Origin of the sequence: Janthinobacterium salmonicoloratum, assembly GCF_051380845.1 — a bacterium.
In the GTDB taxonomy this organism is placed as follows: Bacteria; Pseudomonadota; Gammaproteobacteria; order Burkholderiales; family Burkholderiaceae_D; genus Janthinobacterium; species Janthinobacterium lividum_F.
This window is the reverse complement of sequence record NZ_JBNYXV010000001.1, coordinates 64,055-88,417: the sequence shown is the minus strand read 5'-3', so window position 1 is coordinate 88,417 and position 24,363 is coordinate 64,055. Positions and strand designations below refer to the sequence as shown.

The 24,363-nt window shown below is 62.3% G+C and carries 22 protein-coding genes; 8 read left to right on the top strand and 14 right to left on the bottom strand.

Annotated elements, in window-relative coordinates; genetic code table 11:
- The first annotated feature begins 112 nt into the window (after positions 1-112).
- The 5 genes from ACQ4WY_RS00380 to fdx all read left to right on the top strand — a co-directional run bounded on the left by ACQ4WY_RS00380 (position 113) and on the right by fdx (position 4,699).
- Complete coding sequence (locus tag ACQ4WY_RS00380) at positions 113-532, top strand: MarR family winged helix-turn-helix transcriptional regulator (protein WP_353657311.1); 420 nt, start codon at positions 113-115, stop codon at positions 530-532.
- 186 nt (positions 533-718) lie between these two features.
- A complete protein-coding gene (locus tag ACQ4WY_RS00375; protein ID WP_436504368.1) occupies positions 719-3,049 on the top strand; it encodes a glucose/quinate/shikimate family membrane-bound PQQ-dependent dehydrogenase in 2,331 nt (776 codons plus the stop codon).
- Between the two features lie 138 nt (positions 3,050-3,187).
- A complete protein-coding gene (locus tag ACQ4WY_RS00370; protein WP_436502322.1) occupies positions 3,188-3,571 on the top strand; it encodes a DUF6331 family protein in 384 nt (127 codons plus the stop codon).
- 73 nt (positions 3,572-3,644) lie between these two features.
- On the top strand, positions 3,645-4,277 hold the full coding sequence (locus tag ACQ4WY_RS00365; RefSeq protein ID WP_436502321.1) for a carbonic anhydrase: 633 nt from the start codon (positions 3,645-3,647) through the stop codon (positions 4,275-4,277).
- A gap of 89 nt (positions 4,278-4,366) precedes the next feature.
- Positions 4,367-4,699 carry an ISC system 2Fe-2S type ferredoxin gene (fdx, locus tag ACQ4WY_RS00360; RefSeq protein WP_436502320.1) on the top strand — a complete coding sequence of 111 codons (333 nt, stop codon included), beginning with the start codon at positions 4,367-4,369 and terminating at the stop codon, positions 4,697-4,699.
- Positions 4,700-4,717: 18 nt separating this feature from the next.
- Here fdx and ACQ4WY_RS00355 read toward each other — a convergent pair whose 3' ends face one another.
- Positions 4,718-6,766, bottom strand: coding sequence for a M13 family metallopeptidase (locus ACQ4WY_RS00355; protein WP_436502319.1), 2,049 nt, complete (start codon positions 6,764-6,766; stop codon positions 4,718-4,720).
- A 243-nt stretch (positions 6,767-7,009) separates the two neighbouring features.
- Here ACQ4WY_RS00355 and ACQ4WY_RS00350 point away from each other — a divergent pair, with 243 nt between their 5' ends.
- On the top strand, positions 7,010-7,246 hold the full coding sequence (locus tag ACQ4WY_RS00350) for a DUF7661 family protein (protein ID WP_436502318.1): 237 nt from the start codon (positions 7,010-7,012) through the stop codon (positions 7,244-7,246).
- A 1-nt stretch (position 7,247) separates the two neighbouring features.
- Here the strand turns inward: ACQ4WY_RS00350 and ACQ4WY_RS00345 are convergent, their stop codons facing one another.
- From ACQ4WY_RS00345 to ACQ4WY_RS00320, 6 genes are all read right to left on the bottom strand, one after another.
- The gene (locus ACQ4WY_RS00345; protein WP_436502317.1) at positions 7,248-7,817 is read right to left on the bottom strand and encodes a DUF1439 domain-containing protein; all 570 of its coding nucleotides are present in this window, start codon (positions 7,815-7,817) and stop codon (positions 7,248-7,250) included.
- Between the two features lie 207 nt (positions 7,818-8,024).
- A complete protein-coding gene (locus ACQ4WY_RS00340) occupies positions 8,025-8,939 on the bottom strand; it encodes a hypothetical protein (protein ID WP_436502316.1) in 915 nt (304 codons plus the stop codon).
- Positions 8,940-8,974: 35 nt separating this feature from the next.
- The gene (locus ACQ4WY_RS00335; RefSeq protein ID WP_436502315.1) at positions 8,975-9,418 is read right to left on the bottom strand and encodes a hemerythrin domain-containing protein; all 444 of its coding nucleotides are present in this window, start codon (positions 9,416-9,418) and stop codon (positions 8,975-8,977) included.
- Positions 9,419-9,523: 105 nt separating this feature from the next.
- Positions 9,524-10,876, bottom strand: coding sequence for a PEP-CTERM-box response regulator transcription factor (gene prsR, locus ACQ4WY_RS00330; protein WP_436502314.1), 1,353 nt, complete (start codon positions 10,874-10,876; stop codon positions 9,524-9,526).
- 12 nt (positions 10,877-10,888) lie between these two features.
- Positions 10,889-12,940 carry an XrtA/PEP-CTERM system histidine kinase PrsK gene (gene prsK / locus ACQ4WY_RS00325; protein WP_436502313.1) on the bottom strand — a complete coding sequence of 684 codons (2,052 nt, stop codon included), beginning with the start codon at positions 12,938-12,940 and terminating at the stop codon, positions 10,889-10,891.
- Positions 12,937-14,325, bottom strand: a complete 1,389-nt coding sequence (locus ACQ4WY_RS00320; RefSeq protein ID WP_436502312.1) for a TIGR03013 family XrtA/PEP-CTERM system glycosyltransferase — start codon at positions 14,323-14,325, stop codon at positions 12,937-12,939. Before ACQ4WY_RS00320 ends, prsK begins: the two co-directional genes overlap by 4 nt.
- Before the next feature lie 203 nt (positions 14,326-14,528).
- Here ACQ4WY_RS00320 and nadB point away from each other — a divergent pair, with 203 nt between their 5' ends.
- Complete coding sequence (gene nadB, locus ACQ4WY_RS00315; RefSeq protein WP_436502311.1) at positions 14,529-16,142, top strand: L-aspartate oxidase; 1,614 nt, start codon at positions 14,529-14,531, stop codon at positions 16,140-16,142.
- Between the two features lie 120 nt (positions 16,143-16,262).
- On the top strand, positions 16,263-16,676 hold the full coding sequence (locus ACQ4WY_RS00310; RefSeq protein WP_436502310.1) for a hypothetical protein: 414 nt from the start codon (positions 16,263-16,265) through the stop codon (positions 16,674-16,676).
- Positions 16,677-16,854: 178 nt separating this feature from the next.
- On the opposite strand, the gene ACQ4WY_RS00305 is transcribed toward ACQ4WY_RS00310, so the two are convergent.
- The 7 genes from ACQ4WY_RS00305 to ACQ4WY_RS00275 form a co-directional block, all read right to left on the bottom strand.
- Positions 16,855-18,216 (bottom strand): toxin-antitoxin system YwqK family antitoxin, encoded by a 1,362-nt coding sequence (locus ACQ4WY_RS00305; protein WP_436502309.1) that lies wholly within the window; start codon positions 18,214-18,216, stop codon positions 16,855-16,857.
- On the bottom strand, positions 18,201-19,547 hold the full coding sequence (locus tag ACQ4WY_RS00300; RefSeq protein WP_436502308.1) for a toxin-antitoxin system YwqK family antitoxin: 1,347 nt from the start codon (positions 19,545-19,547) through the stop codon (positions 18,201-18,203). The genes ACQ4WY_RS00305 and ACQ4WY_RS00300 overlap by 16 nt, the downstream gene beginning before the upstream one ends.
- Positions 19,548-19,556: 9 nt before the next feature.
- The gene (locus ACQ4WY_RS00295; protein WP_436502307.1) at positions 19,557-21,902 is read right to left on the bottom strand and encodes a hypothetical protein; all 2,346 of its coding nucleotides are present in this window, start codon (positions 21,900-21,902) and stop codon (positions 19,557-19,559) included.
- Entirely contained in the window at positions 21,899-22,657 is a 759-nt protein-coding gene (locus ACQ4WY_RS00290; RefSeq protein ID WP_436502306.1) for a PP2C family serine/threonine-protein phosphatase, read from the bottom strand. The genes ACQ4WY_RS00295 and ACQ4WY_RS00290 overlap by 4 nt, the downstream gene beginning before the upstream one ends.
- A 14-nt stretch (positions 22,658-22,671) precedes the next feature.
- Positions 22,672-23,355, bottom strand: coding sequence for a vWA domain-containing protein (locus tag ACQ4WY_RS00285; protein WP_436502305.1), 684 nt, complete (start codon positions 23,353-23,355; stop codon positions 22,672-22,674).
- A 334-nt stretch (positions 23,356-23,689) separates the two neighbouring features.
- Positions 23,690-23,860 (bottom strand): hypothetical protein, encoded by a 171-nt coding sequence (locus tag ACQ4WY_RS00280; RefSeq protein WP_436502304.1) that lies wholly within the window; start codon positions 23,858-23,860, stop codon positions 23,690-23,692.
- Positions 23,861-23,908: 48 nt separating this feature from the next.
- Positions 23,909-24,139, bottom strand: coding sequence for a hypothetical protein (locus tag ACQ4WY_RS00275; protein ID WP_436502303.1), 231 nt, complete (start codon positions 24,137-24,139; stop codon positions 23,909-23,911).
- Between the last annotated feature and the right edge of the window lie 224 nt (positions 24,140-24,363).

Sequence of the window (24,363 nt, the reverse complement as noted above, 5' to 3'; positions counted from 1 at the left end):
ACCTGGAAAAATACATAGCCAGCTATGATCATCAAAATCATGATAGCATGCTATATTGTTTTCACCGGGGATGTTCGTGATCAACTTCCAGAAAGAGCAGTCCGCAGGCCACATGACCAGCCGGGCTGCACGCCTGTTTGCCAGGATCATCGAGCGCAAGCTCAAGCTGATCGCCATGGCGCCGGGCCAGTTACCCGTGTTTTACGAACTGGCAAATGGCGCGCAGCAGACGCAGAAAGCACTGACCGTCGCCGCTGCCGTCGAGCAGCCGACCATGGCGGCTACCCTGGCGCGCATGGAACGTGACGGTCTGGTCAGCCGCCAACCCGATCCCAGCGATGGACGCAGCAGCCTGTTCGGCCTTACCCCGGCCGCATTACAGCAGTCGCCCCTGATCAAGGAAGCGATTCATGCCAGCAACCGGGAAGCCCTCGCCGGTTTCAGCGCCGAGGAAGAGCACGCCTTGCTGGACATGCTCAGCCGCATCATCGCCAATCTCGACAGCAAGTCCACCACGCCAAACTCGGGCTGAGCATCCCGCCAGCGGGCGTGCGTTTGCCCTCGCCCGAACGGGGGAACCGAGTCTTGGTCATTCAGCATCACCGGGCGGCGCCTGGCCGCCCGGTCAACAATAAAAGGAATCATCGTGAACCCTTCCAGTTCATCTACATCCGCAACGCGGAGTCAAACAGCCTCGCCGCTGCGCTACCTGCCAGCCGTGCTGCTCATCTTGTCCGGCCTATTCCTCGCCATCGGCGGAGCGTACCTGGCGTACCTGGGCGGCAGCTGGTTTTACCTGCCGATGGGCATCGCCACGTTCGTCTCTGGCATACTCGTCTGGCGCAGCAAGCCGGCCGGCGCCCTGCTGTTCGGTGCCGCCTTTATCGTTGCCCTGATCTGGGCACCCATAGACGCGGGCTGGAACTTCTGGCCGCTGGTGTCGCGCCTGTTCGTCTTTGGCGTGCTGGCCCTGCTCGTCGCCCTCGCCTATCCCGGCCTGCGCCGCGCAACCGGTGTGCCGGCGGGCAAGAGCGCCTTCGCGCTGGCGGGCCTGATCGCCATCTGCCTGGCCATCACGGGCGTCAATTTCTTCTTGCCCAAGTCCGTCATCGAAGCCGATGTCGTGGCGGGCGTGACGCCGGTCGCCCCTGGCGCGCAGCAGAAAAACTGGCTGCACTGGGGTAACACCACGGCCGGCAACCGCTTCGCTGCCCTGGACCAGATCAACAAGGGCAACGTCGGCCAGCTGAAGCTGGCCTGGACGGCGCACACGGGCGACATCCCGCAAAGCAATGGTTCCGGAGCGGAAGACCAGAACACGCCGCTGCAAGTGGGCGACACCCTGTACGTCTGCACGGCCTACGGCAAGGTCGTGGCGCTGGACGTCGATACGGGCGCCCAGCGCTGGAAATATGACCCGAAAGGCGCCGCGCCAAACTGGCAGCGCTGCCGCGGCCTGGGCTACCATGAAGCGCCCGCCGCGCAGCCGCTGCCGGCCAGCGCCGCCAACGTTGCCGCCCCGGCCGCCTGCCGCAAGCGCATCTTGCTGCCGACCATCGATGCGCGCCTGATCGCGCTCGACGCGGCAACGGGTGAGCCTTGCGCCGATTTTGGCGAGCGTGGCATTGTCGACTTGAAGGTGGGCATGGGCGAAGTCAAGCCCGGCTACTACCAGCAAACGTCGACGCCGCTGATCGCGGGCGATCTGGTCGTCGTCGGCGGCCGTGTGGCCGACAATTTCTCCACCGGCGAGCCGCCGGGCGTGGTGCGCGCGTTTGACGTGCGCAGCGGCGAACTGGCGTGGGCCTGGGATCCGGGCAACCCTGCCATCACGAAATTGCCGCCGGAAGGCCAGACCTACACGCGCGGCACGCCGAACGTCTGGTCGGCCATGTCGTACGACGCCCAACTGGACACCATCTACCTGCCGACCGGCAATGCCACGCCCGACTTTTTCGGCGGCACGCGCACGGCTCTGGACGACAAGTACAGCTCGTCCATCGTTGCCGTCAACGCGAAAACGGGCAAGGTACGCTGGACTTTCCAGACCACCCACCACGACCTGTGGGACTTCGACTTGCCGGCCCAGCCGCTGCTGTATGACATTCCCGACGGCAAGGGCGGCACCCTGCCCGCGCTGGCGCAAGTGACGAAACAAGGCGAAATCTTCCTCATCAACCGCGTGACTGGCCAGCCCATCGCGGCCGTAGAAGAGCGTGCGGTACCGCAAGGCAACGTGCCTGGCGAGCGCTATTCACCGACGCAGCCGTTCTCCGTCGGCATGCCGTCGATCGGCAACGCCACCTTGCACGAGTCCGACATGTGGGGCGGCACCGTGTTTGACCAGTTACTGTGCCGCATCGAATTCAAGGGCATACGCCACGAAGGCGTCTACACGCCGCCAGGCCTCGACCGTTCGCTGCAATTTCCCGGCTCGCTGGGCGGCATGAACTGGGGCAGCGTTTCCGTCGACCCGACCACCAACTACATGTTTGTCAACGACATGCGTTTGGGCCTGGCCAACTACATGATCCCGCGCGCCGCCATTCCGAAGGGTGCCAGCGGCATCGAGATGGGCGTCGTGCCGCAGGAAGGCACGCCGTTCGGCGCCATGCGCGAACGTTTCCTGTCGAAAGCGGGCATTCCCTGCCAGAAGCCGCCGTTCGGCACCATGTCGGCCATCGACCTGAAAACCCGCAAGCTCGTGTGGCAGGTACCGGTCGGCACCGTGCAGGATACGGGTCCAATGGGCATCCGCATGAAAATGCCGATTCCCATCGGCATGCCTACCCTGGGCGCGTCGATGTCGACGCAGTCCGGCTTGCTGTTCTTTGCCGGCACCCAGGATTTCTACCTGCGCGCCTTTGACAGCGCCACCGGCAAGGAAATCTGGAAACAGCGCCTGCCCGTGGGCAGCCAGTCCGGCCCGATGACGTATGTCTCGCCGAAAACGGGCAAGCAATACATCGTCGTCAGCGCCGGCGGCGCGCGCCAGTCGCCGGACCGTGGCGACTACGTGCTGGCATACGCCTTGCCTGACAAGAAGTAAGCGGCAACGCAGTGCACACAGAAAACCGCCTTCGGGCGGTTTTTTTCATGCTTTGCCGGATGGTGTGCCAACTGCCGTGGCGCTTGCGGTACGATGGCGCCTCTATCAGACAGTCACTGCGCATGGGGGAAAGGAAAAATGACGGAACGCGACCATCAATACGATATCCAGATCGCCGAAGGCGTATGGATCGAGTACATCGATATCGGGGAGCGCTATGCGCAAGCCGTCGGCATCGACGAGCACCTGGACGGGCTATGGCCGCTGCTCTGCCGCCTGGAAACCCATTGCGCCGCCGGCTGTTGCGGCATGGATGCCTTCGATTTCACGCACGAAGCCATCGATACGGCCCTGCTTGAGCTTGACCGCGCGCAACTGCATGCCGCCTGTACGCAGGCCCGCAGTGCCGTGGCGGCTGCCGCCAGCGATGTCTTTACGAGCGACACGATGAATCACGTGGCGGATAAACGCGTGTTCCTGCAATTGCTCAAGCATATCGAGCGTTGCATTGCGGTCCCCTAAACCGGCCAGCCGGCAAGCCAGCCGCGCCAAGATCGGCGATAATACCGGCTCACACCACTCTTTTCTTTTATTTATGCGCGACATCATTGCCGGATTTCTACGTTTCCAAAAAGAAGTCTTCCCTGAACGCCGAGAGTTGTTCAAGACACTGGCCACGGGACAGACGCCCAAGGCCTTGTTCATTTCCTGCTCCGACAGCCGGATGGTGCCGGAACTGGTGACGCAGCGCGAACCTGGCGAACTGTTCGTGATCCGCAACGCGGGCAACATCGTGCCTTCGTTTGGCCCGGAACCCGGGGGCGTGAGCGCGTCCGTCGAATTTGCCGTCGCGGCCTTGAATGTGACGGACATCGTCATTTGCGGCCATTCCGATTGCGGGGCGATGAAAGCCATCGCCACCTGCACCTGTCTCGAACACATGCCGGCGGTCAAGAACTGGCTGCGGCATGCGGATGCGGCGCGCATGATCAATGAATCCATCGAGCACGCCACGGAACAGGAGCGCATCGACGGCATGGTACGCGCCAATGTCGTGGCCCAACTCAACAACATCCGCACTCACCCCTCGGTGGCCCTGGCCATCACGCAAAAACGCCTGACCCTGCATGGCTGGGTATATGACATCGAAAATGGCTCGCTCGATGCGCTCGACGAGTCTACCGGCCAGTTTGTCCCGCTCGCGGAACATCCGGCATCGAAGATGTAAGGGCAGGAAATCCCCGTCAGGCGCAACATTGCGCTTGACCTTATCCAGGCGGGAAGGTTCAAGGTAGCGATACTCAAGGAGATTATCGTATGCCAACAATCACTGTGTTACCCCATCCCGAGCTGGCCCCCGAAGGCGCTGTGTTTGACGCGCCGGAAAACACGAGCATTTGCGACGCATTGCTGCTCAATCAGATAGACATGGAACACGCCTGCGGCCAGGTCGGCGCCTGTTCCACCTGCCACGTGGTCGTGGTGCAGGGTTTCGATACGCTCAATGCACTGGGCGACAATGAAGAAGACATGCTCGACCAGGCCTGGGGCTTGCAGCCCCACTCGCGCCTGTCCTGCCAGGCAAGAGTGAGCCACCAAGACCTGACGCTCGAACTGCCCAGGTACACGCTCAACCACGCCAAGGAATAGTCCCCGGCGTGGTTGCCCTTACCACATGATCACGCGCTGTTCGGGCGGCAGATACATCGGGTCGCCCGGCTTGATGCCGAACGCTTCGTAGAAACCGGGCTGGTTCTTCACCGTACCTTTGGCGCGGAATTCGCCCGGCGAATGCGGGTCGCTCTTGATCTGCGCGATCGCCGCTTCGGGACGCAATTTTGCGCGCCATTTCTGCGCAAAGCCGATGTACAGGCGCTGTTCGCCCGTCAGGCCGTCGAGCACGGGCGACGGCTTGCCGTTCAAGGAACGCTGGTAAGCCTTGTAGGTGATAGACAGGCCGGAATTGTCGCCGATGTTTTCACCCAGGGTCAGCTCGCCATTGATGTGGTAGCCAGGCACGGGACTGTAGGCGCCGTATTGCTTGACGAGACCGGCGGCCAGCGCCTTGAAGGCCGTGCGGTCTTCTGCCGTCCACCAGTTGCGCAAGCGGCCCTTGGCATCATATTGACTGCCGGAATCGTCGAAGGCATGGCTGATTTCATGGCCAAAAGTGATGCCCAGCAAGCCGTAATTGACGGCATCTTCCGCTTTCACGTTGAAGAATGGCGGCTGCAGGATGGCGGCCGGAATCGTGATCGCGTTGAGGGCCGGGCTGTAACTGGCGTTGACGGTTTGCGGCGTCATCGACCATTCGTCGCGGTCGACAGGTTTGCCCAGCTTGGCCAGGTTTTGCTGGCGGCTCCACACGCGCGAGGCGCGCACGTTGGCGATCAAGTCGTTCGGCCGCGTCTGCATGCTGCTGTAGTCGCGCCAGGTATCGGGATACGCGATCTTCGGCTTCAAGGCTGCCAGCTTGAGCTGGGCTTCCTTCTTGGTTTCCGGACCCATCCAGTCGAGCTGCTCGATGCCATCTTTGAACGAGGCGACGAAATTGTCGAACATGGCCATCACGCGGGGCCGGGTTTCCGGCGGCAGATACATTTCCACGTAGCGCTTGCCGATGGCATCGCTGATGGCGCCATCCGTGAAGCGCAGCGCCAGCTGCCACTGCGGTTCGCTTTGCGGCACGCCGCGCAGCACCGTGCCGTCGAAGGCGAAACGCTCCTTGACGCTGGCGCTGTCCAGGTAAGAGGCATAGCTTTCGATGATGCGCCAGTTCAGATAGCTCTTCCAGGATTCCAGCGGCACGGCAGCCAAGGTTTCGGAAAAACCTGTGATGAAGCTGGGCTGGCGCACCACGGCCGACGCTGCCTTCGGCGCCAGGCCGGCGGCGGTAAAGTAGGCGTTCCAGTCGAAGGCCGGCGCCAGTGCCGCGAATTTGTCGAAATCGACGCGGTTGTAGGACTTGACAGGGTCGCGCATCTGCACGCGCGTCCACTGCACGACCGCCAAGCGCGTTTCGACATCGAGAATTTGCGCCGCGTGTGCGGCAGCGGCCTGGTCGCCGCTCATGGCCAGCATGGTTTCGATATGCTTGAGGTATTTGGCGCGCACGGCTTGCAGCTTGGCGTCGTCCTCCTTCAGGTAGTAATCGCGGTCAGGCAAGCCCAGGCCGGACTGGCTGATGTTGACCGTGTAGCGCTCGGGGTCTTGCGCATCGGGCGCCACATAGGCGGAAAACGGCGTGACGATGCCATTGCCTTGCAGGTAGGCTAACAGCACCGGCAAGTCTTTCTTGTCTTTGACGGCGGCGACGCGGGCCAGTTCGGCGCGCAGAGGCTTGAAGCCGGCCGCATTGCGCGCCTTGTCGTTCATGAAGCTCGTGTACAGGTCGGCGATCTTGTGCGCTTCGCTGCCAGGCTTGCCAGGATTCTTGACGGTGGCATCGATCAGGCCGCGCAACTGGCCCTGCGCGATTTCACGCAATTCGATATAGGTGCCCCAGACAGATTTGTCGGCCGGAATTTCCGTATTGCGGGTCCAGACGCCGTTGACGTAGCCGTAGAAATCATCCTTTGGGCTGATGGCCGGGTCCAGGGTTTTCAGGTCGATGCCGGAGACGGGAGCGGCGGCGGTAGCGCCTTGCTGAGCGTACAGCGATGATGAGGATAAGGCGAACAAGGCGCAGCAGGCGGCGCTGATAAGTGAACGTTTCACGAAGATTCCTTTAATTGTTTTAACTTCATGTTGGTGAACATGCTGTGTCCAGGCATGAGAGGCTGGATTATAGTCGGCCAGCCTGCGGGGCAACAATGACGGTTGAACAACTCCGGTGATCCGATATGTTCGCTGAAGCACGCCTCAAGCCCGCGCCGATGATCAGCAAATGTTACCATCTAGCAATAGCCATACCTATCGCTCGCCACATATTTTTGCCTGGCTCTTGACTGGAGAAGTTTGATGCAGGAATTCAGATTCAATATTTTCGGCACGCTGATTGGCGTCCGGGAGAGTCAGGGCGCCTGGCGCGCCTTCTATCTCGGTGCGGAAGGCAAGCGCAGGCCCGCCGATTTCATTATTCCGGACGATATTCAAGCAGACGCGCTGTGCGAGTACCTGGCTGACCTGTTCCATGAAGAGGCGACGCCGCGCAATAACACGGCAACGCAATTCGGCGCGCCCGCGTTCGAGGCCTAGCCTACTTCACCGGCTCAAACGTCACCGTCAGCCCATTGCCGGTAGTCCTGATCTGCGTCGGCACGAATTGCACGCCCGCATAGCGCAGTTCGTCGGGCTTGAAGGTGTAGATCGGCGTTTCATGCATGAGCTGGTCGGCCACCAGGCTGGCGACCTTGGCGAACTGGCGCTGCTGGGCTTCATCCATGCCGTCGATGGTCACCTTGTCCACGCTCGCTTCGCTCAGGTAGACGGCGTTGCGCTGGGCGTCCAGCACCAGGCGGCCCGACATGGCCAGGCTGCCGCGCCAGGTCTGGCGGATGAAGGGCGGCAGAACGCTGGCGTCCACGCTGAGGGCGACTCTTTCGCGCTCGGGCTGCAGCGACAGCTGCGGATGGGTCAGCTTGACGTCCAGCACGGACAATACGCGCTTGTCGATGGGAAAGCGGCGCTCCAGGCCTTGCTGCATCTTGCTTAGCGACACATTCACGTCGCGCGGGCCGATCAGGGTGGAACACGAGGCCAGCACCGTGCAGGCAAAGGCAGCGATGGCGGCGGTTTTCAGCAAGGGACGGAAAGCGGTCACATTCATGGATAGTCTCGGTGGAAAGATGGCGCCATCTTACACATGCGGCCGCTTTCACGCAAAAACCGGCGCCCAACTTGTAGCGGGCGCCGGTTCTCATGTTTGCCTTGTTAATGTACGAACAGGGCGATCAGTATGACGATGGGCAATGGAATGCCCAGCAGCAGCAAGAGGATGGAACGCATGGCACTCTCCTAGATTGAAATGGATGATTTAAATGGTCACGTGGCGCAGCACGCGCTCGTGGTCGCGCTGGCGGCCGCCAAATGTTGCCGCCAGGCTGGCCACGAAAGCGCCCAGCAGCAAGGCGACGAACATCCACAGCGCAGTGTGGGCACCAGCCTTGCGGGCCGCTTCGGCCGCTTGCTGGGCATGAGCCTTGGCATCGGCGGCGGCCTTGGCGGCGCGAGCGTAGACGGCGTCGACTCGCGCTTCCGCTTCAGCCTGCGTCAAGCCCGTGCGGCTGGCCACGACCTGGCCCAGGTAGGCCCGGTCATCGGCGGCCAGGCTGCCCGTGGAAATGCCCGTGGCGAAGATCTTGCCGATTTCCACGCGCTGGTCGGCGACGCTGACATTGGCCGAGGGCGCTGCCGGAGCCGGCGCGGCGCGCAGCAGCATGTCCGAGAAATAGTCGAGCGGATTGGCACTGCTGCCGCCCTCGCCCGCCTTGGCGCCGGCAGCCCCGGCACCTGCCGCTGCAGCCGGGCCAACTACCGCCGCCACGCCGCTGCCCGCATCGATGGCGCCGCTCAGCACGGCGCGCGTGCCGCCGGCCAGTACGGCCACGGTGATCAGGGTCGCTACGGCCCAGGCCAGCAAGCCGTGCGCCGTATCGCGGAAGTGCACTTCATCCGTGTGGATGGCACTCCATTTCACGCGCAGACGGCCTGCCATGTAGCCGCCGATGCCGGAGGCGGCCAGTTGCATGAAAGCCAGCCAGGCGATCGTCGACACACCGATGGCCGCGGCGTTGAACGACCACGGCGACACGGACGACAGGCCCAGGCCCACGCCGAGGATCAGCAGGATGAAGGACAAGGCGGCCGCAGCGGCGGCGCCCGCCAGCACAGCGCCCCAGGACACGCCCGGATTGTTCAGGTCCGATACGGACAATTGTGTAGCTTGCATGGAATACTCCCTTGGTTGTTGATTTTTTAAACCGGTCAGGCGGCCACACCCGTCAGCTGTTCCTTGCGCGCGGCCATTTCCCGGCCCAGCGCGTCGAGATCGACGGCCGTATGGCGCACTTTGGGAAACATGTCGCCCTCTTCTTCCTTGACGTGGTGTTCGATCTGCTCGGACAGCACCTTGACCTTGGCGTCGAACAGGTCGTCGGCGGGATCCATCGCTTCGAGCTGCGCGATGAGTTCCTTGGCGCTCGCGTGCTCAACGAGGGCTTCATCCATCAAGTCGCCATCGTGGATGGGCCGGCGCACGGCCGGGTAGAAGATTTCCTCTTCCAGCTGCGTGTGCACGGTCAATTCCTGGCATATCTGGTCGGCCAGTTTTTTCTTGGTGGCGAATGAGCGGTCGCTCAAGCCTTCATATTGGGCAAACAAGGCTTTGACGGCCTTGTGGTCCTGCATTAATAAACTGATCGCATTCATGGCGCCTCCTTGTTGTAGATGAAACAAGGATGCGCCATAGCGGCGCCAGCGTATGTGCGACGCCTTACACAAACTTGATATTCAATTCATATCAGTATCTCGCGGTTACTTGATGCCGTGATGTCCCATCAGGTCGTACAAGGTGGGCCGGCTCACGCCCAGCAGCTCGGCCGCCTTGGCGATATTGCCGTCGGCCCGCGCCAGCGAGCGCACCATGACCTTGTATTCGGCCCCTTCGCGGGCCTGGCGCAGGTTCAGCGGTTCATCCTGGGGCGCCTGGGCGCTGGCGGGCAAGCCCAGGTCGTCGGCGGCGATCTGCGGCCCGTCGCACATGATCACGGCCCGCCTGATGCAGTTTTCCACCTCCCGCACATTGCCGGGCCAGCCATAGCTTTCGATCAGTTGCAGCGCATCGGCGCTGAAATGCAGGTGGCTCCGGCCTTCGCTGGCGCAGAACTTGTTCTTGAAATGCTGCGCCAGCAAGGTGCAATCGCCGGCCCGCTCGCGCAGCGGGGGGATGCGCAAGACGATCTCGCTGAGGCGGTAAAACAGGTCTTCGCGGAAACGTCCCTGCTCCGCCAGCACTTTTAAATCCTGATGCGTGGCGCAGACGATGCGCACGTCGACGGCGATCTCGGTGCGACCACCGACCCTTTCGATAACTCGCTCCTGCAGGAAGCGCAGCAATTTCGCCTGCAGCGCCATCGGCATGTCGCCGATTTCATCGAGAAAGAAGGTGCCGCCGTGGGCCAGTTCAATCTTGCCCAGAGTTTGCCGCGCCGCGCCCGTAAACGCCCCCCGCTCATAGCCGAACAACTCGCTTTCCAGCAAGTTGTCGGGGATGGCCGCGCAATTGATGGCAACGAAACGCTGGGCGTGGCGACTGGACAGCGCATGCAAGCCCCGCGCAATCAGTTCCTTGCCGCTCCCCGAATCGCCAAGCAGCATCACGCTGGCCGACGAGGGCGCCACTTTTTCCACGCTGCGGCACAGTTTGAGCATGCCCGGGTCGCGGCTGATGATACCCGCCAGGGGCGAGTCCGCCTGCGTCTGCAGCATGCGGCGGTTTTCCTGCTGCATCGCGTGCAAATAGAACGCGCGGGCGATGACCAGGCCCAGCATGTCGGCGTCGAATGGTTTCTGATGGAAATCGTAGGCGCCCAGCGCAATGGCTTTCAGGGCATGTGCCCGCTCCTGGTTACCCGAGAGGATGATGACTTTCGTGTCTGGCGCCAGCGCGAGGATTTGCTGCAGGGTGGCCAGGCCTTCCGTGGCGCCGTCCGGATCGGGTGGCAAGCCCAGGTCCATCGTCACGACGGCCGGCTGGTGGCGCCGCACCAGCGCCAGCGCCGCCTCGCGCTCGCCCGCCAGCAAGACTTCGTAGCCGTCAAAACTCCAGTGCAACTGCTTTTGCAGGCCGGGATCGTCTTCGATGACCAGCAGTTTTTGTTTGCCCATGGCACTCCTTTGCTATGCCGCGTGCAGCGGCAGGATCACGCGAAACGTCGTGCCCACTTGCGGCTCGCTGTGCACTTCCAGGCTGCCGCCCACTTCGCGCAGATATTCGCGGCTTTCAAACACGCCAATGCCCATGCCCGCCGTCTTGGTCGTGTCGAACGGTTTGAACAAGCGCTCGCGGATGAACTGTTCGCTCATGCCCTGCCCTGTATCGTCGAGCTCAACGATGGCCGTGTGCTGTACACGCCGCAGCCGCACGGCCACCTTGCCATCGCTGGCCGTCGCCTCGATGGCGTTCTGGATCAAGTGGCCCAGCACGCGCTCCAGGCGCGCGCGGTTGGCCAGCACCGTCAACTCGCCATCGACGATTTCCAGGCACGGCGCCGGCGCCAGGCTGGCCTTGGCCGCCACGGCCTGGCGCAGCAAGCCATCGAGCAGCAGCGGCGCCAACGCTTCCGGTGCCTCGCCGCGCGCCAGCTTTTGTAGCAAGGTCTTCATTTTCTGCACGGAATGGTCCAGCGTGCCCAGCATGTCTTCCTGGAAGGCGGGATTGGCGCGGTGCTTTTGCGCATTGCTCAATAGCAGGGACAGCTGGAACACGAGGTTTTTCAAGTCGTGCACGATGAAAGTGGACATGCGGTTGAACGAGTCGAACTGACGCGCCACCGTCAGGGTATCGAGCGATTCGCGGTGCGCCAGATAGCTGGCGGCCTGGCTGCCGGCAATTTTCAGCACGTCGAGGATTTCCCAGTTCAGGCCGATACGCGTGCGGGGCCGCGCCAGCGCGACAAAAGCGAACAGCTGGCCATGCAGCATTAAAGGCACCAGCAGCCACACATCGGGCAGGGCCAGCAGCGCCGGGGGCAAGCGCAAGCCGCCGTATTGGTGCGGGTTTTGCTGGCAGTCCGGAACGTCGATCACCCATAGTCTTGCCTCCAGGAACTGGCACAGGGGACCAGACGCCGGCTCGCTCCACGTGCTCGGCGGCCAGTTCCAGCTGGCGGCCGGGGCAAACTGCCCCTGTTCGCGCAAGATCCACAACGCGCCGGCGCGGCTTTCCACCAGTTGCGCCATGGCCTGTATCGTGCGTTCGCCCAGCGCCGGCCCGTCTTCCGACAAGGCCCGCGTAAAACGCAGCCATTCTTCGCGGTAATCGAAGATGGCATTGTAAAAATGTTTATTGATCGTCACCTTGAGCTTGGCCCGCAAGCTGCCGGAAAACAGCACGCCCGCCAGCAGCAAGGCTGCGCCGCCCAGGTAAGCCATCTGCATCAAGGAACCCCAGGTACCGCCGAAATAGCGCAAATAGTAGGCGCTGGCCGCCATGGCCAGCAGGTAGATGGCCGAACCCAGCAAGGCGGCCGAGCGGTACAGCATCTGGCGCGAGACGGACAGGCCCAGCGCCCAACCCGGATTGCGCGCGGCCGAGACGGCCAACAGCGGCGCGCACAGCGCGTCGACGATGCCGCGCGCGGCCCAGATGTCATCGTTAATCGTGCGAAACAGCAAGGCGTCGCTGTACAGGTAAAAATCGTAGGCGAACAGGCCACCCACGCCCAGGCACGCAAACTTGATGCCCCAGCGCTTCAGGGGCGGCGTGTTGCGGTACCACTGTTCCACCAGCAACATGCCCAGCACGGCCAGCAGCAAACGGCAGACACTGGCGATGAAACGCGCCGGCAAAGGCAGCGCCAGCCAGGATGAGGCCATCGAGAACAGCCATGGTGCCAGCGCCGTGAGGGCGATGCCGGCCAGCACGAGGCGCAAGCGGGGCCGCGACGGTTCGATCAGCAGCAGCAGGAACACCAGCCAGGCCAGGGTGCGCAGCAACTCGAGCGCATCGCCGGCCAGCGCGATGCGCTGGCCCAGCAGCACCAGCACCACCGTGCCCGTGGCCCAGCCGCCCGTCGCCAGGCAAGCGACCAGCAAGGCGCGCACGTTTTGCCGCGCGCGCCAGTTGCTGATGAGTAGCAGCGCCAGCACGAAGAAGGCCAGCGACGCCAGGCCGTGGCTGAGGGCCGCCGCGTCGGCCGCCGCCAGCCAGTCCGACTGCGCCCGTATCATCGGCTGCCCTTGCCAAACAGCACCACCTGCACCGTGTCGAGCAAGATCAGCAAGTCGAGAAACAAGCTATTGTTTTTCACATAATACAAATCGTACTGCAGTTTTTTCATGGCATCGTCGACGGAGGCGCCATATTGATAGCGCACCTGCGCCAGGCCCGTGATGCCTGGCTTGATGCTGTGACGAATGTTGTAGTACGGCACCTGCTGTTTCAATTGCTCGACAAAATACGCGCGCTCCGGGCGTGGTCCCACGAAACTCATCTCGCCGCGAAATACATTGAGCATCTGCGGCAACTCGTCAATGCGCAGCTTGCGGATCAGCTTACCCACGCGCGTGATGCGCGCATCGTTGTCCAGCGCCCAAATGGGCTTGCCATCGCGCTCGGCGTCGCAACGCATGCTGCGAAATTTCAGCACATTGAAGGGCAAGCCGTCGCGCCCCACCCGCTCTTGCTGGTAAAACACGGGGCCGCCGTCTTCCAGGCGGATGCACAGGGCCGTCACCAGCATCACGGGCAATGCGGCCAGGCAAATGACGCCGCTGGCGGCCAGGTCGAACAGGCGCTTCGAGGCGGCGCGGAAAAAACTCTGGTCGAAGCCGCCGCCATAGATCAGATAGCTGGGCTGCAAGGAATCGATGCGGATCTGGCACGCTTCGCGTTCGAAAAACGTGGCCGCATCGATGACCCTCACGCCACCCAGCGCGCATTCCAGCAGTTGCTTGGCGGGAAACGCGCTATTGCGCCGGTCGCTGACGGACACGACGATCTCATGCGCGGCATGGCGCTGGGCCATGGCCAGCAGCGACGGTTCGGCCGGCAGCAAGGCAGAGGCCGGCACGCAGCATTGCTCGCCAGCCACATCGATGCAGCCGACCACCGTAAACTGGTGGAAACCGATCTTGCTGGCCGCCAGGTCCATGCATTCGCGCGCCAGCGCCCCGCCGCCCACCAGGATCAGCCGGCCTTCCATCAGCGCCGATTGCGAGGATTTGAACACCACGAGGCGCGCCAGCAACACGCCAATGGCGCTCAGGCTGAAGATCAGCACGCTGCCGCGCCCGAAATGCAAGGAAGGGACAAAACGAATCAGCACGCTCAGCACGGCAAAGCCCAGTGCGAACGACGGCAAGATGCGCAACAGGGTGTTGCGGATGTCTTCGCGCGAGCGGTGCTGGTACATGCCCAGCGCGCTCATGCTGAAAACGATGACCAGGGCAAAGATCGAGGAAGACAGGTAGACCTCGCTCACTCGCACCAGACGGCTGCCATCTGCCAGCCACAGCAAGGATGTCAGGGTAGCCGACAGCAGCAGGATCATAATTTCCAGCAACAGCAGGATAAACGCTGTTTTCGAGACGTAATGGCTGAAGATGCGGATCATGGGGCCTCCTGCGGCAAAGGCAGCAAGTCGCACACAAGGCGGCTTGCTGCCGGTCTTGCCATCATGGCGAACTGTTCCAGCAGGATATTGATGCGCCACAAGCTACGGCCCCAGCTATCTTTCGCTGGCAGAATTTATCTCAACACATTACCGAATGAGGGGAAATGACATATAGTATGCTTCCCCTAAAAGAGATAAATGTCATGAAATTTGATGTAGCGATTGTCGGCAGTGGCCTGGCGGGTTTATCGGTTGCACTGCATTTAGCTGAGACGCGCACTGTCGCGATCATTTCCAAACGCGCGCTGCTCGATGGCGCCAGCAACTGGGCGCAAGGCGGGATCGCGGCCGTGCTGGACTCGGGCGACAGCCACCAGCAGCACATCGAAGACACCTTGATCGCGGGCGGCGGCCTGTGCGACGAGAGCGCCACGCGCTACATCGTCGAGCACGGCCGCGAAGCCATCGAATGGCTGATCGAGCAAGGCGTGCCGTTTACACGCGACGCCACGGCCGAGCTGGGTTTCCACCTGACCCGCGAAGGCGGACACAGCCAGCGCCGCATCATCCACGCTGCCGACGCCACCGGGCACGCCGTGCAAGTGACGCTGGAGGAAAAGGTGCGCGCCCACCCGAACATCAGCCTGTTCGAGCACCATTGCGCGATCGACCTGATCACCTCCGACAAGCTGGGCATGAAGCCCGCGCAGCGCAACGCCCAGCCCCATTGCCACGGCCTGTACGTGCAGGATGAGCAAACGGGCAAGGTGCACACCTTTGCCGCCGAGCACACCGTGCTGGCCACGGGCGGCGCCGGCAAGGTGTATTTATATACCACCAACCCGGACACGGCCAGCGGCGACGGCATCGCCATGGCCTGGCGCGCCGGCTGCCGCGTGTCGAACATGGAATTCATCCAGTTCCACCCGACATGCCTGTACCACCCTTACGCGAAATCGTTTTTGATCACCGAAGCCATCCGTGGCGAAGGCGGCTTGCTGAAACTGCCACCTGAAGCGGGCGCGGCAGCTGGCACGCGCTTCATGCTGGCCCACGACGAGCGGGCCGAACTGGCGCCGCGCGACGTGGTGGCGCGCGCGATCGACTTCGAGATCAAGAAACGCGGCCTCGACTACGTGCATCTGGACATCAGCCACAAGCCGGCCGCATTCCTCATCGAACACTTCCCGACCATCTACGCGCGCTGTCTGGAACTGGGCATCGACATCACCAAGCAACCTATCCCCATCGTGCCCGCCGCCCACTACACGTGTGGCGGCGTCGTCACGGACTTGTCCGGCCGCGCCGACTTGCCGGGCCTGTATGCGGTCGGCGAGACGGCGTGTACGGGTCTGCATGGCGCCAACCGCCTGGCGTCGAACTCCTTGCTCGAATGCATCGTCATCGGCCGCGCCTGCGCGCAGGATATCGAAAGCAAGGAAAAGCTGGGTACGCCGTATCTGCCCGACTGGGATGAAAGCCGCGTCACCGATGCGGATGAGGAAGTGGTGATTTCCCACAATTGGGACGAGCTGCGCCGCTTCATGTGGAATTACGTGGGCATCGTGCGCACGACGAAACGCCTGGAACGGGCCCAGCACCGCATCGCCCTGCTGAAGGAAGAGATCGACGAGTACTACCGCAACTTCCGCATCACGCACGACTTATTGGAATTGCGCAATCTGGTCGACGTGGCCTCGATGATCGTCAACAGCGCCCTGTCCCGCCGCGAAAGCCGCGGCTTGCACTTCAGCCGCGATTATCCGGAAACGTTACCCAAGGCAATCGCCAGCGTGCTGACGCCGCCGCATAGGTAGACGACAAACCAACCGCCTCCAGATTCTGAAAGCAGGCAATTTGTGCGATGAGTCATTACGGTATTCCGCTATCAGCCAGAAGCGGCCCCGATATAGGCATCGAGCAATCACCGAAACTGAATGCAAATGTTGAATAGTAGACTTTTTGATGCCATTGCATCTGCGGTGGACTTGGATGACCCTGCAGAACAATTTTTAGCTCAGCAATTCATGATTGAGGCTATTGGAAGTGTGACTTCACAATTGCCTGAGGTTGCCAAGTCAGCAGCAGCTGTGGCGAATCGATTCATCACTGGTGAGGCCACGGCTGAGGAAGTTATTGGGGAGCGTGTACGCCTATGGCGAGCAATTGAAGGGCGAGACCAATCGGACGAGCCAGACGTTTTAAAAATAAGAACTGCCATATGCGTCTTGCATCCTATGGATATTGGCGCCCCTGCAGAAACATTAGAGTATTTTTTCTATTTTTGGCAGCAAGGAGGCTTGTCGCAGGCTGAGCTTGAGGCCGCTGTTCAGAACAAGTATGGAATTTGAGGTGGCTTCAAGTATTTGCATACAAAGCAAATAATCGGCAGCAATGAAGATGCCTATACTCGTCCTGCTGGGACTGGATGAACTCTGGACACCATCCAGTGTCATCGCCAGTACCTGTACATGCCCCGCAAAACGGCTGGCTGCGCATCAATAATCGCACGGCAACGACTTCCCCGGATCACGGTTCCGGCAGCTCGACTTCGATGCCATCCTCCGTGTACGACATCTTGGCAGACGCCCCCGTACACGCCCCCTGCGGCGCGTCCGCCACATAGCGGCACTCGCTTTCCAGGCTGCCATCTTCACGCCAATGGCGCGTCCAGCCCTGGCGCTCTCCATCCATATAGTCGATCAGTTGCCTCGGCTTGCCATTGGCATACCACGAACGCAATGCGCCCTCCTCGCGCCCGCCCGCGTTCCACAGTTTGTGCACGATCAATACGCCGGTCCGGCTGAAGCGCTGTTCGCTGCGCAAGACAAAGTGGCCGCTGTGCGTGCGCTTGCTGGCGACTTTACCGTCCGGATAATATTCGACGCTTTCACCGACAGGCTTGCCGTCAACGTAGTTGGCAGTGCGCTGCACCTTGCCATCCGGGAAATATCCGGTGCTCGGTCCCGTCATGATGCCGTTGTCATGCTGGCTGCGGCTTTCCACGCTGCCGTCCGGGTAGAACAGCAGCAGCTCGCCCTCCGTCTGGCCCTTGACCTGGGTCGTGCGCGTTTTCAGCTTGCCATCCTGGTCGAACGTTTCCACCACACCATCGGCGCGTGCGCCCTTGCGGTAGGTGCGCGACTCGATCAGCTTGCCATTCTGGTGATAGGACTGTTCCTCCCCCTCCTGCATGCCATTGCGCCAGGTGGCGCGCATGGCCAGCTCGCCACCCGGGTGATACCGCGTCTGCACGCCTTCCTGTAGGCCGCGCCCATCTTGCTCCACCTGCATTTCCAGCTGTCCATGCGGGTAATACATGCTGTAGTTGCCCACAAGCTTGCCGCGCAGGTAATCGGGAGCGTTGACTTGGCCCGTCAGCCGCCTCGGTTCGCCTTCCCGCACATGATAGATCTCGACTTGCCAGGTGCCAGGCATCTTGCCGGGCGGCAGCGGCAGGAGCAGCGCATAGCGCGCCTGTTCCATCACCTCGCCGCGCGACAGGTTGTGGTTCAGGTAAAGACGGGCCTTGCCGTCGGCACAGTGCTCATCGCAGCCGCGCAGCATGTGGATGACGGGAATGGCATCGGCCCCAGTCTGGTCGGGCGCCGGGCAGGCACGCAGGCGTACCAGCAGCGGGTTCCTGTCGCGTATCATGTTGGCCAGCTCGGCCTTCATGACACCATACTGTTCCTCGCTCAGCCCGACCGACGCGGCATCCATGCGCAACTGCCGGCCGCCGCAGCCGGTATCCTCGTTCACGGTCAACACATCGCCGCTACCGGGCGCGGCCGTAATCGCAGTAATCACTTGCCGCTGCACGATCTCGGCATGGGCCAGCGCCGGCAACAGCAGCATGGCGCCAAACAAATGTTTCAAAGTGCGCGCCATGCCTGCTCCTTGCGCAACAATTCCGGCGCTGGCGGCGCTTCGCCGCAATCGCCCTGCGCCTTGCCGGCCACATACCGGCATTCATTTTTCAGGCTGCCATCCTCGCGCCAGACGCGGCTCCAGCCGTCGCGCCTGTCGTTCACGTAGTCGATCGATTGCTCGGGCTTGCCGCTTTCGTACCACGAGCGCGACGTGCCCTGCTCGCGCAACTGCGCATCCCACCGTCTTTCCAGCACCAGCACGCCCTGCGGGCTGTAGCGCTGGATGCTGAGCAGCCCGCCTTTGTCGGCATACTGCTGGCGGCTTTGCACCTTACCGTCCGGATAGAATTCCAGCGCCTCGCCCGTGGGCAAGTCATTGCGCAAGGTCATGGTGCCGCGCACGGCGCCATCAGGGTAATAGTTTGTCGTCAAACCATTGTATTTCCCCTCTTTCATTGCGGAGCGGCCGGAAATGCTTCCATCAGGGAAATACGTGAGCATCTCGCCTTCGATCTTGCCGCCGCGCAGTACATAACTCGTGCTCGGCTTGCCATTTTCAGCCGATATCTGCTTGGGGCCGTCCAGCTGCTTGCCATCGCGGTAGCTGCTCGTTTCGCGCAGCTTGCCCGTGGCGTGATACAACTGGTGTTCGCCTTCAGGCAAGCCGTGGCGCCAGTTGCCGCGCTTTTCCAGGGTGCCATCCGCAAAATACTGGCTGGTAACACCGTCCTGGCGCCCCTGTCCATCCTGCGCCACCTGTTTCTCGATCTTGCCATTCGGGTAATACGTGACGTAGCCGCCCACCAGCTCGCCGGACGCATAATCGGCGCGGTTGGCCTGGCCGGACAGGCGCAGCTTGTGGCCGGCGACGCTATAAATATCCACCTTCCACGTGCCCGGCGATTTACCTTTCGGCAAGGGCAACAGCAGCACGTTGGGCGCATTCTCCTGCTCGATGGGGTAGAAAACTTCGTGCAGGTACAGCCGCGCCCGGCCATCGGCACAGGCGGCTGGCGTGCAGGCGGCGATCTGGCGCACGATGGGCACGCTTGCATCCTCGGGGCATTTTTTCAGGGTGACGAGCATGGGCGTCTTGCTGCGGATGTGCCGGGCCAGATCGGCTTTCAGCGCGTCGTACGGCGCCTCGTCCAGATTGACCGAGCGGGCATCCATGCGTATCTGCTTGCCGCCGCAGGCCGTCGTGCCGGCAATAGTGAACACATCGCCGCCTTCGCTGTCGGGTTCGCTGGCCATGCTTGTCAGCACCTGGCGTTGCACGATGTCGGCCTGCGCCATGCCCGGGGTCAGCAAGCAGGCGCCCAGCACGGCGCATAGGGTCTTGATTTTCATGCTATTCCTTTAATTTTCCGTCGTGGCGGCCACACCGGCCGGCACAAAGCTGACCCGGCCGTTGCGGTAGCGCACCAGCACCACCACCTTGGCATCCCGCAATTGACCGTGCTGCACGGCCGGCAAGTAGGTCCAGCGCTTCACGCTGTCGAGCAGCACCTTGTTGAGCATCGGCTCCATCGGCAACTCGGCCGCCGCATAGCTCAGCGTGCCGTCGGCGGCAATGGTCAGGGTCAGGCGGTTTTCACCCGTTGCATGCTTTTCGTCCAGCACGCCATAAGCAACCGTCGTCATCGTCTCGCGCTGCACGCCGCCGACCTGGTCCCGCAAGGGCGGCATGGCCTTGAGCCTGGCCGCCAGCAGCGCGCCATCGGCCAGCGCCTTGTCCCAGCGCTTCTGGTAAGCCCCCCCCTGGGCCAGGCGCAGCACCTTGGCGGCCCGGTCCATGCGCTGCGCCGTGGCGGCGACGCCATTGTCGGCCGGCTCGCCCGGGTCCGTCGGCATGGCGTTCTCCACCGCGTAACGATAAGACGTCAGCTGTGCCAGCGCCACCATGTTGACGGCATCTTGCTCGTCGCCGCCGCGCAGCAGCGCCGTGGCCGCGATGCCCAGCCAGGCCACGCCATCGGTCGGGCGTGCCCAAACGGCTTGCTCGAAATACTGGCGCGCCGCCTGCGGTTCATTCAAACTCAGGTGCATGCGGCCCATGGCCGCCGCTGCCAGGTGGTCGCGCGGGTTGGCTTGCAACTGGTCAAGATAGGTTTTCGCCAATTCGGGGGCGTAGCCGGGCATCGCGCCCAGGCCTTCCATCAAGGTGGTACGCAGCCGGGCGCGCACCTTGTCACCCTCGTAGCGCGACGACTTGTCCTCTCCCGCCCGGTATAGCAATTGCAAGCCGCGCGTGACGGCGTCGTCGTCGCCCTTGCTGACCGCTCGCGACAGGCTGTGCACGGCCTCGCGCGCGTCCGACTGCTGGAAACCGGCCGTCTTGCGCTGGCGCCAGCTAAATACTTCCAGGCCAGCCGCCTGGTCGGCTTGCGCCTGCAGGCTGGCCTTGTTATTGACTTCGTCTGGCGACGAAGTCCAGGCCGTAAAGCCGATCAGGAACAGCACGATCAGCACTACCACCACGGCCCAGCCCTTGCCGGTGATACCACCGCCCGTGTTGCCCGCCATTGGGATGGTGACCGGCGCCGGCGCCTGCCCCGGGGCCGTGCGGCGAACACTGCGCTGCTGCGGCAGCGATTGCTGTTGCGGTTGCATCTGCTGCGCCTGCACGGATGCCTGCGCGGCCGCGCTGATGACCTTGTCGCGTGCGCAAGCCGCGCAACCCTGGCCCACAAAATGCTGGTGCTCAGGATTCACGGCGCAAATGAGCAACTTGCCGCCGCTGCGCTGGGCATAGCCGCGCAGCAACAGCGCCCAGTCGGCCGCCGATGGCCGCTGGGGCTTCGGTGAAGGCGAAAAGGCGCGGTCGAACATGGCGCGCAGTTCGGGCGGCATCAGCGCATGGCCGCTGGTGGCGTTCGGCGCCAACTGCTTGTGGCGTTTGACACCATACGCATAGCAGCCGTCGCGGATGCGCCCGGGAATGTCGGTTGCCACTTGCGCATTGCCGGGCCGCCCGCTGTACGGGTGGATACCAAAGTTGAGCAATTGAAAGATGACGACGGCCAGGGCGAAGCGGTCTTGCGCCATTTCCGTGCCCGCCGGCATGCCCTTGCGCTGGAATTCCGGCGCCAGGTAGTCGGCCGTGAATTGCTCGGCAGGAAAACGCTCCGCATGGCCCTGGATGCTGAAACCGTCGCAATCGAGCATGGCGATGTACAGCGAGTCGCGGTAAAAGCGCAGATTCACGGGTTTTAAGTCGACCACGTAATGCTGCTGCTGGTGCAGCGCATCGATGACGGCGGCCAGGTTGGCGGCCAGCGTCAGCTTGGGACCGAGTCCCGTGGGCAGGCCGGCCGCGCGTGCCTGGCGCTCCTGCATGATCTGTTCCAGCTCGGCCGTTTGCGCCATGTCCAGCAAGGGCATGACGAAACCGGCAAAGCCGCCCTGGCCGTCGAACACGGCCGCTTGCGGCCAGGCGATCTGGACGTAGCGCTTGCCGTTTTCCAATTGGTCGGGCAGCTCGGGCGACAGTTCCAGCATCGCTTCGAGCTTGCGCCGGTTGGCGGCCCGGTCCAGGTGCGGATGGTACAGCTTGGCGACCTGCGCGGGCGCACCGGGCAACAGGTACACGCTGCCCGCGCCGCCGCTCTTGACGAGTTTTCCCAGTACCAGACTTCTGACTTTATCCAGCCAAATTTTTCCACCCGGACTCAGCCCGGGTGTCACACCTTGCTTCTTGCTCATGCGCGCAAAGCCAGCAGCAGGGTCTTGTCATCGCCCGTGATCTGGTGCGTGCGCGGGTCGGCCAGGGTGGACGCCAGCGCCGCATTACCCAGTTCCACGCTCCCGACCGTGCGCAGATAGCCTTGCACGGCATCCATGAATGGCGCGTAAAGGGCCCCATTGTTCTTGCTCATGGCAAAGGGCATGCAACCATCGGACATCAGCACGACGCCGCGCACAACTTGCGGAATCGCAAGCAGGCGCAGCTGTTCGCGCCAGCGCTCGCCGCTGATGAAATAGGTTTCGTTGGCGTATTCGCCGTTGGCAGGCAGCGAGATGAGCTCGCCTCCATCGCCCAGTTGCGCCACGCCCAAGCCATCGCCCAGGTGGAAAAAGAAACCGCTGTCGCTGCCCATGACCACGCCCACCACGGTGCTGGCATAGTCGTCCAGGGTGGCGTTGGCGGCGCGGGCGATGTCGTCCAGCGCGGCGCGAATCTGCGCCAGGGTGCCCGCCAGCGCGCCGTCCACTAAATCCTGCACGGTGGCGCCCTGCTTCAACCGCCCGGCCAGCGCCTGCACGGTTTGCGCGGCAACAAACTGCGCGCCCTGTTCGCTGAGACGGGCCGAACCGGCACCATCGCAGACGATGGCCACCAGGACGTCGCCCACGACGGCGTGCGCGTGCGCATCCTGGCAAGGGATATCCTTATCCAGGTGCGCCTTGCCCGTGACGGACGCGCCGAACACGCGCCAATGCTTGTTTACTATCGCCATGGATCAGCGGGCTTTCACGTATTCACGACAGACCAGCCGTCCGTCGAGGCCAGCTGGGCCTGCGCACCGGGACGCGATTGCGACACTACTTGCATGCTGGCGCTCAGCCACAGGAACAGTTCGCGGAACTGCAAGCCTTTCAGTTGCTTCACACCACGCTCGCCACGGCTGGAAAACTGTCCCAGGGTATCGATATTCGCATGATCACCCACGGCGATGGGGAAGATCGCCACTTTATTGGCCTGCTCGGCCACGCGCGCCTGTTCGGCACCCTGCTGCCAGCGGTCTGTCGGCTCGCCGTCCGACATCAGGAACAGCCACGGCCGCGTATATGCCACGCCCGCCTGGCGGAAACGCTGCTTTTCCTGCTCGATTTCGGCCAAGGCCAGCTCGACGGCCGCGCCAGTCGGCGTGGTGCCGTTCGCTTCCAGACGGGGCGCCGTGAAATCCATGGCATCGCACCAGTTGCTGGCCACCACGGCTTCATCGTGGGCGCCATATTGAATCACGAGGATGCGCACGCGCTTGGCGGCGATCACATCGGACTTGAGTTCCTGTTCCAGCAAGGCCAGGCCTTCGTTCAGCAGCGAGACGGGTTCGCCATCCATGCTGCCGGAGCAGTCGAGCACGAGCACCAGCGGCGTGCGTTGTTCGGTATTGTCGACCAGGGCGACGTCGGGAATCATTATGGAGGTCATGTAATTTTGATAGAGTTGCGAAATAGCTTAGGCCCGAAGCTTACCCTATGGATATGTTTTCCATGCGTCCGATTGCTTGGGACCCCACCATGCGCTATCAAAGCGATAACTTTTTGGGATTTTTTCGTCCCTCACCCATCGCTCGTCCGACAGACCTGCTCTGAAAGCAACAACCTCGTACACTGCGCCAGCATGTGACACGGCCATGAAAAGCCACAGGAAACCAATCAGCAGCGGTTTCATCGAAAGAAGATTCTTTACCATAGGATGCCCTCAGCAATCGCGTATGAATGGCAGCCTCAATTCTGCACTTTTGTCAGGCCTCAACGGCTTCCTATTTCGCCGCATGCGCATCCCACAACGGCGGCCCCGCCTCCCAGACGGTATTCGGCAAGGCGTGCAAGGCGTCGTAAAAGGCATCCAGCGAGGCGCGCGGATTTTTCATCAGGGCCACGAACTGCGGCTGTTCCATCGCCTTGCCCGACATGTAGAGCGCCAGCAGCACATATTGCGTCTGTCGGTCCAGGTCATCGATTCCCGCGTCGAGCGCGCGCTACTGGTATTTAGCAACGAACGCATTGAGTATGCGCGGCGGCGTGTCATTCGTTTCATCGGTGATCACGCGCCTCAGATGGCTGACCAGCTTGGCGGTATCGGCGGGTTTGACTTTGACATGCCGCGCTCCGCTGGAGGCTTGTGGCGCCGCCTTGTCGGCAGCCTGCGCCATGGCGTTGCTGCCAATAAACGCCAGCGCCACGCACAGGGCCAGCGCCGGGAGAGCCATCGAATAATGCTTGCATGGTGGCATAAAGACTTTCGCTCAGTGAATGACCTGCGACTCCTGTCCCATGCCTAAGGTTTATATTTTTGACAATTTTTTATTGTATCGGGGAATTTTTAATCCAGGAGCACGATTGCATCGGCAGTACCGCATTGCGGTGGTCCCGTGTTTGTACTATCTTGAAAGATGCTCAGGCCAGATGGCAGCGACCATCCCTTCCTCACAAA

Bases quoted from the DNA above. Each gene is read 5' to 3' on its own strand.
- ACQ4WY_RS00380 (WP_353657311.1), top strand. From the start codon at position 113: ATGACCAGCCGGGCTGCACGCCTGTTTGCCAGGATCATCGAGCGCAAG.
- ACQ4WY_RS00370 (WP_436502322.1), top strand. From the start codon at position 3,188: ATGACGGAACGCGACCATCAATACGATATCCAGATCGCCGAAGGCGTA.
- ACQ4WY_RS00365 (WP_436502321.1), top strand. From the start codon at position 3,645: ATGCGCGACATCATTGCCGGATTTCTACGTTTCCAAAAAGAAGTCTTC.
- fdx (WP_436502320.1), top strand. From the start codon at position 4,367: ATGCCAACAATCACTGTGTTACCCCATCCCGAGCTGGCCCCCGAAGGC.
- ACQ4WY_RS00350 (WP_436502318.1), top strand. From the start codon at position 7,010: ATGCAGGAATTCAGATTCAATATTTTCGGCACGCTGATTGGCGTCCGG.
- ACQ4WY_RS00345 (WP_436502317.1), bottom strand. From the start codon at position 7,817: ATGAATGTGACCGCTTTCCGTCCCTTGCTGAAAACCGCCGCCATCGCT.
- ACQ4WY_RS00340 (WP_436502316.1), bottom strand. From the start codon at position 8,939: ATGCAAGCTACACAATTGTCCGTATCGGACCTGAACAATCCGGGCGTG.
- ACQ4WY_RS00335 (WP_436502315.1), bottom strand. From the start codon at position 9,418: ATGAATGCGATCAGTTTATTAATGCAGGACCACAAGGCCGTCAAAGCC.
- prsR (WP_436502314.1), bottom strand. From the start codon at position 10,876: ATGGGCAAACAAAAACTGCTGGTCATCGAAGACGATCCCGGCCTGCAA.
- prsK (WP_436502313.1), bottom strand. From the start codon at position 12,940: ATGATACGGGCGCAGTCGGACTGGCTGGCGGCGGCCGACGCGGCGGCC.
- ACQ4WY_RS00320 (WP_436502312.1), bottom strand. From the start codon at position 14,325: ATGATCCGCATCTTCAGCCATTACGTCTCGAAAACAGCGTTTATCCTG.
- nadB (WP_436502311.1), top strand. From the start codon at position 14,529: ATGAAATTTGATGTAGCGATTGTCGGCAGTGGCCTGGCGGGTTTATCG.
- ACQ4WY_RS00310 (WP_436502310.1), top strand. From the start codon at position 16,263: ATGCAAATGTTGAATAGTAGACTTTTTGATGCCATTGCATCTGCGGTG.
- ACQ4WY_RS00305 (WP_436502309.1), bottom strand. From the start codon at position 18,216: ATGGCGCGCACTTTGAAACATTTGTTTGGCGCCATGCTGCTGTTGCCG.
- ACQ4WY_RS00300 (WP_436502308.1), bottom strand. From the start codon at position 19,547: ATGAAAATCAAGACCCTATGCGCCGTGCTGGGCGCCTGCTTGCTGACC.
- ACQ4WY_RS00295 (WP_436502307.1), bottom strand. From the start codon at position 21,902: ATGAGCAAGAAGCAAGGTGTGACACCCGGGCTGAGTCCGGGTGGAAAA.
- ACQ4WY_RS00290 (WP_436502306.1), bottom strand. From the start codon at position 22,657: ATGGCGATAGTAAACAAGCATTGGCGCGTGTTCGGCGCGTCCGTCACG.
- ACQ4WY_RS00285 (WP_436502305.1), bottom strand. From the start codon at position 23,355: ATGACCTCCATAATGATTCCCGACGTCGCCCTGGTCGACAATACCGAA.
- ACQ4WY_RS00275 (WP_436502303.1), bottom strand. From the start codon at position 24,139: ATGGCTCTCCCGGCGCTGGCCCTGTGCGTGGCGCTGGCGTTTATTGGC.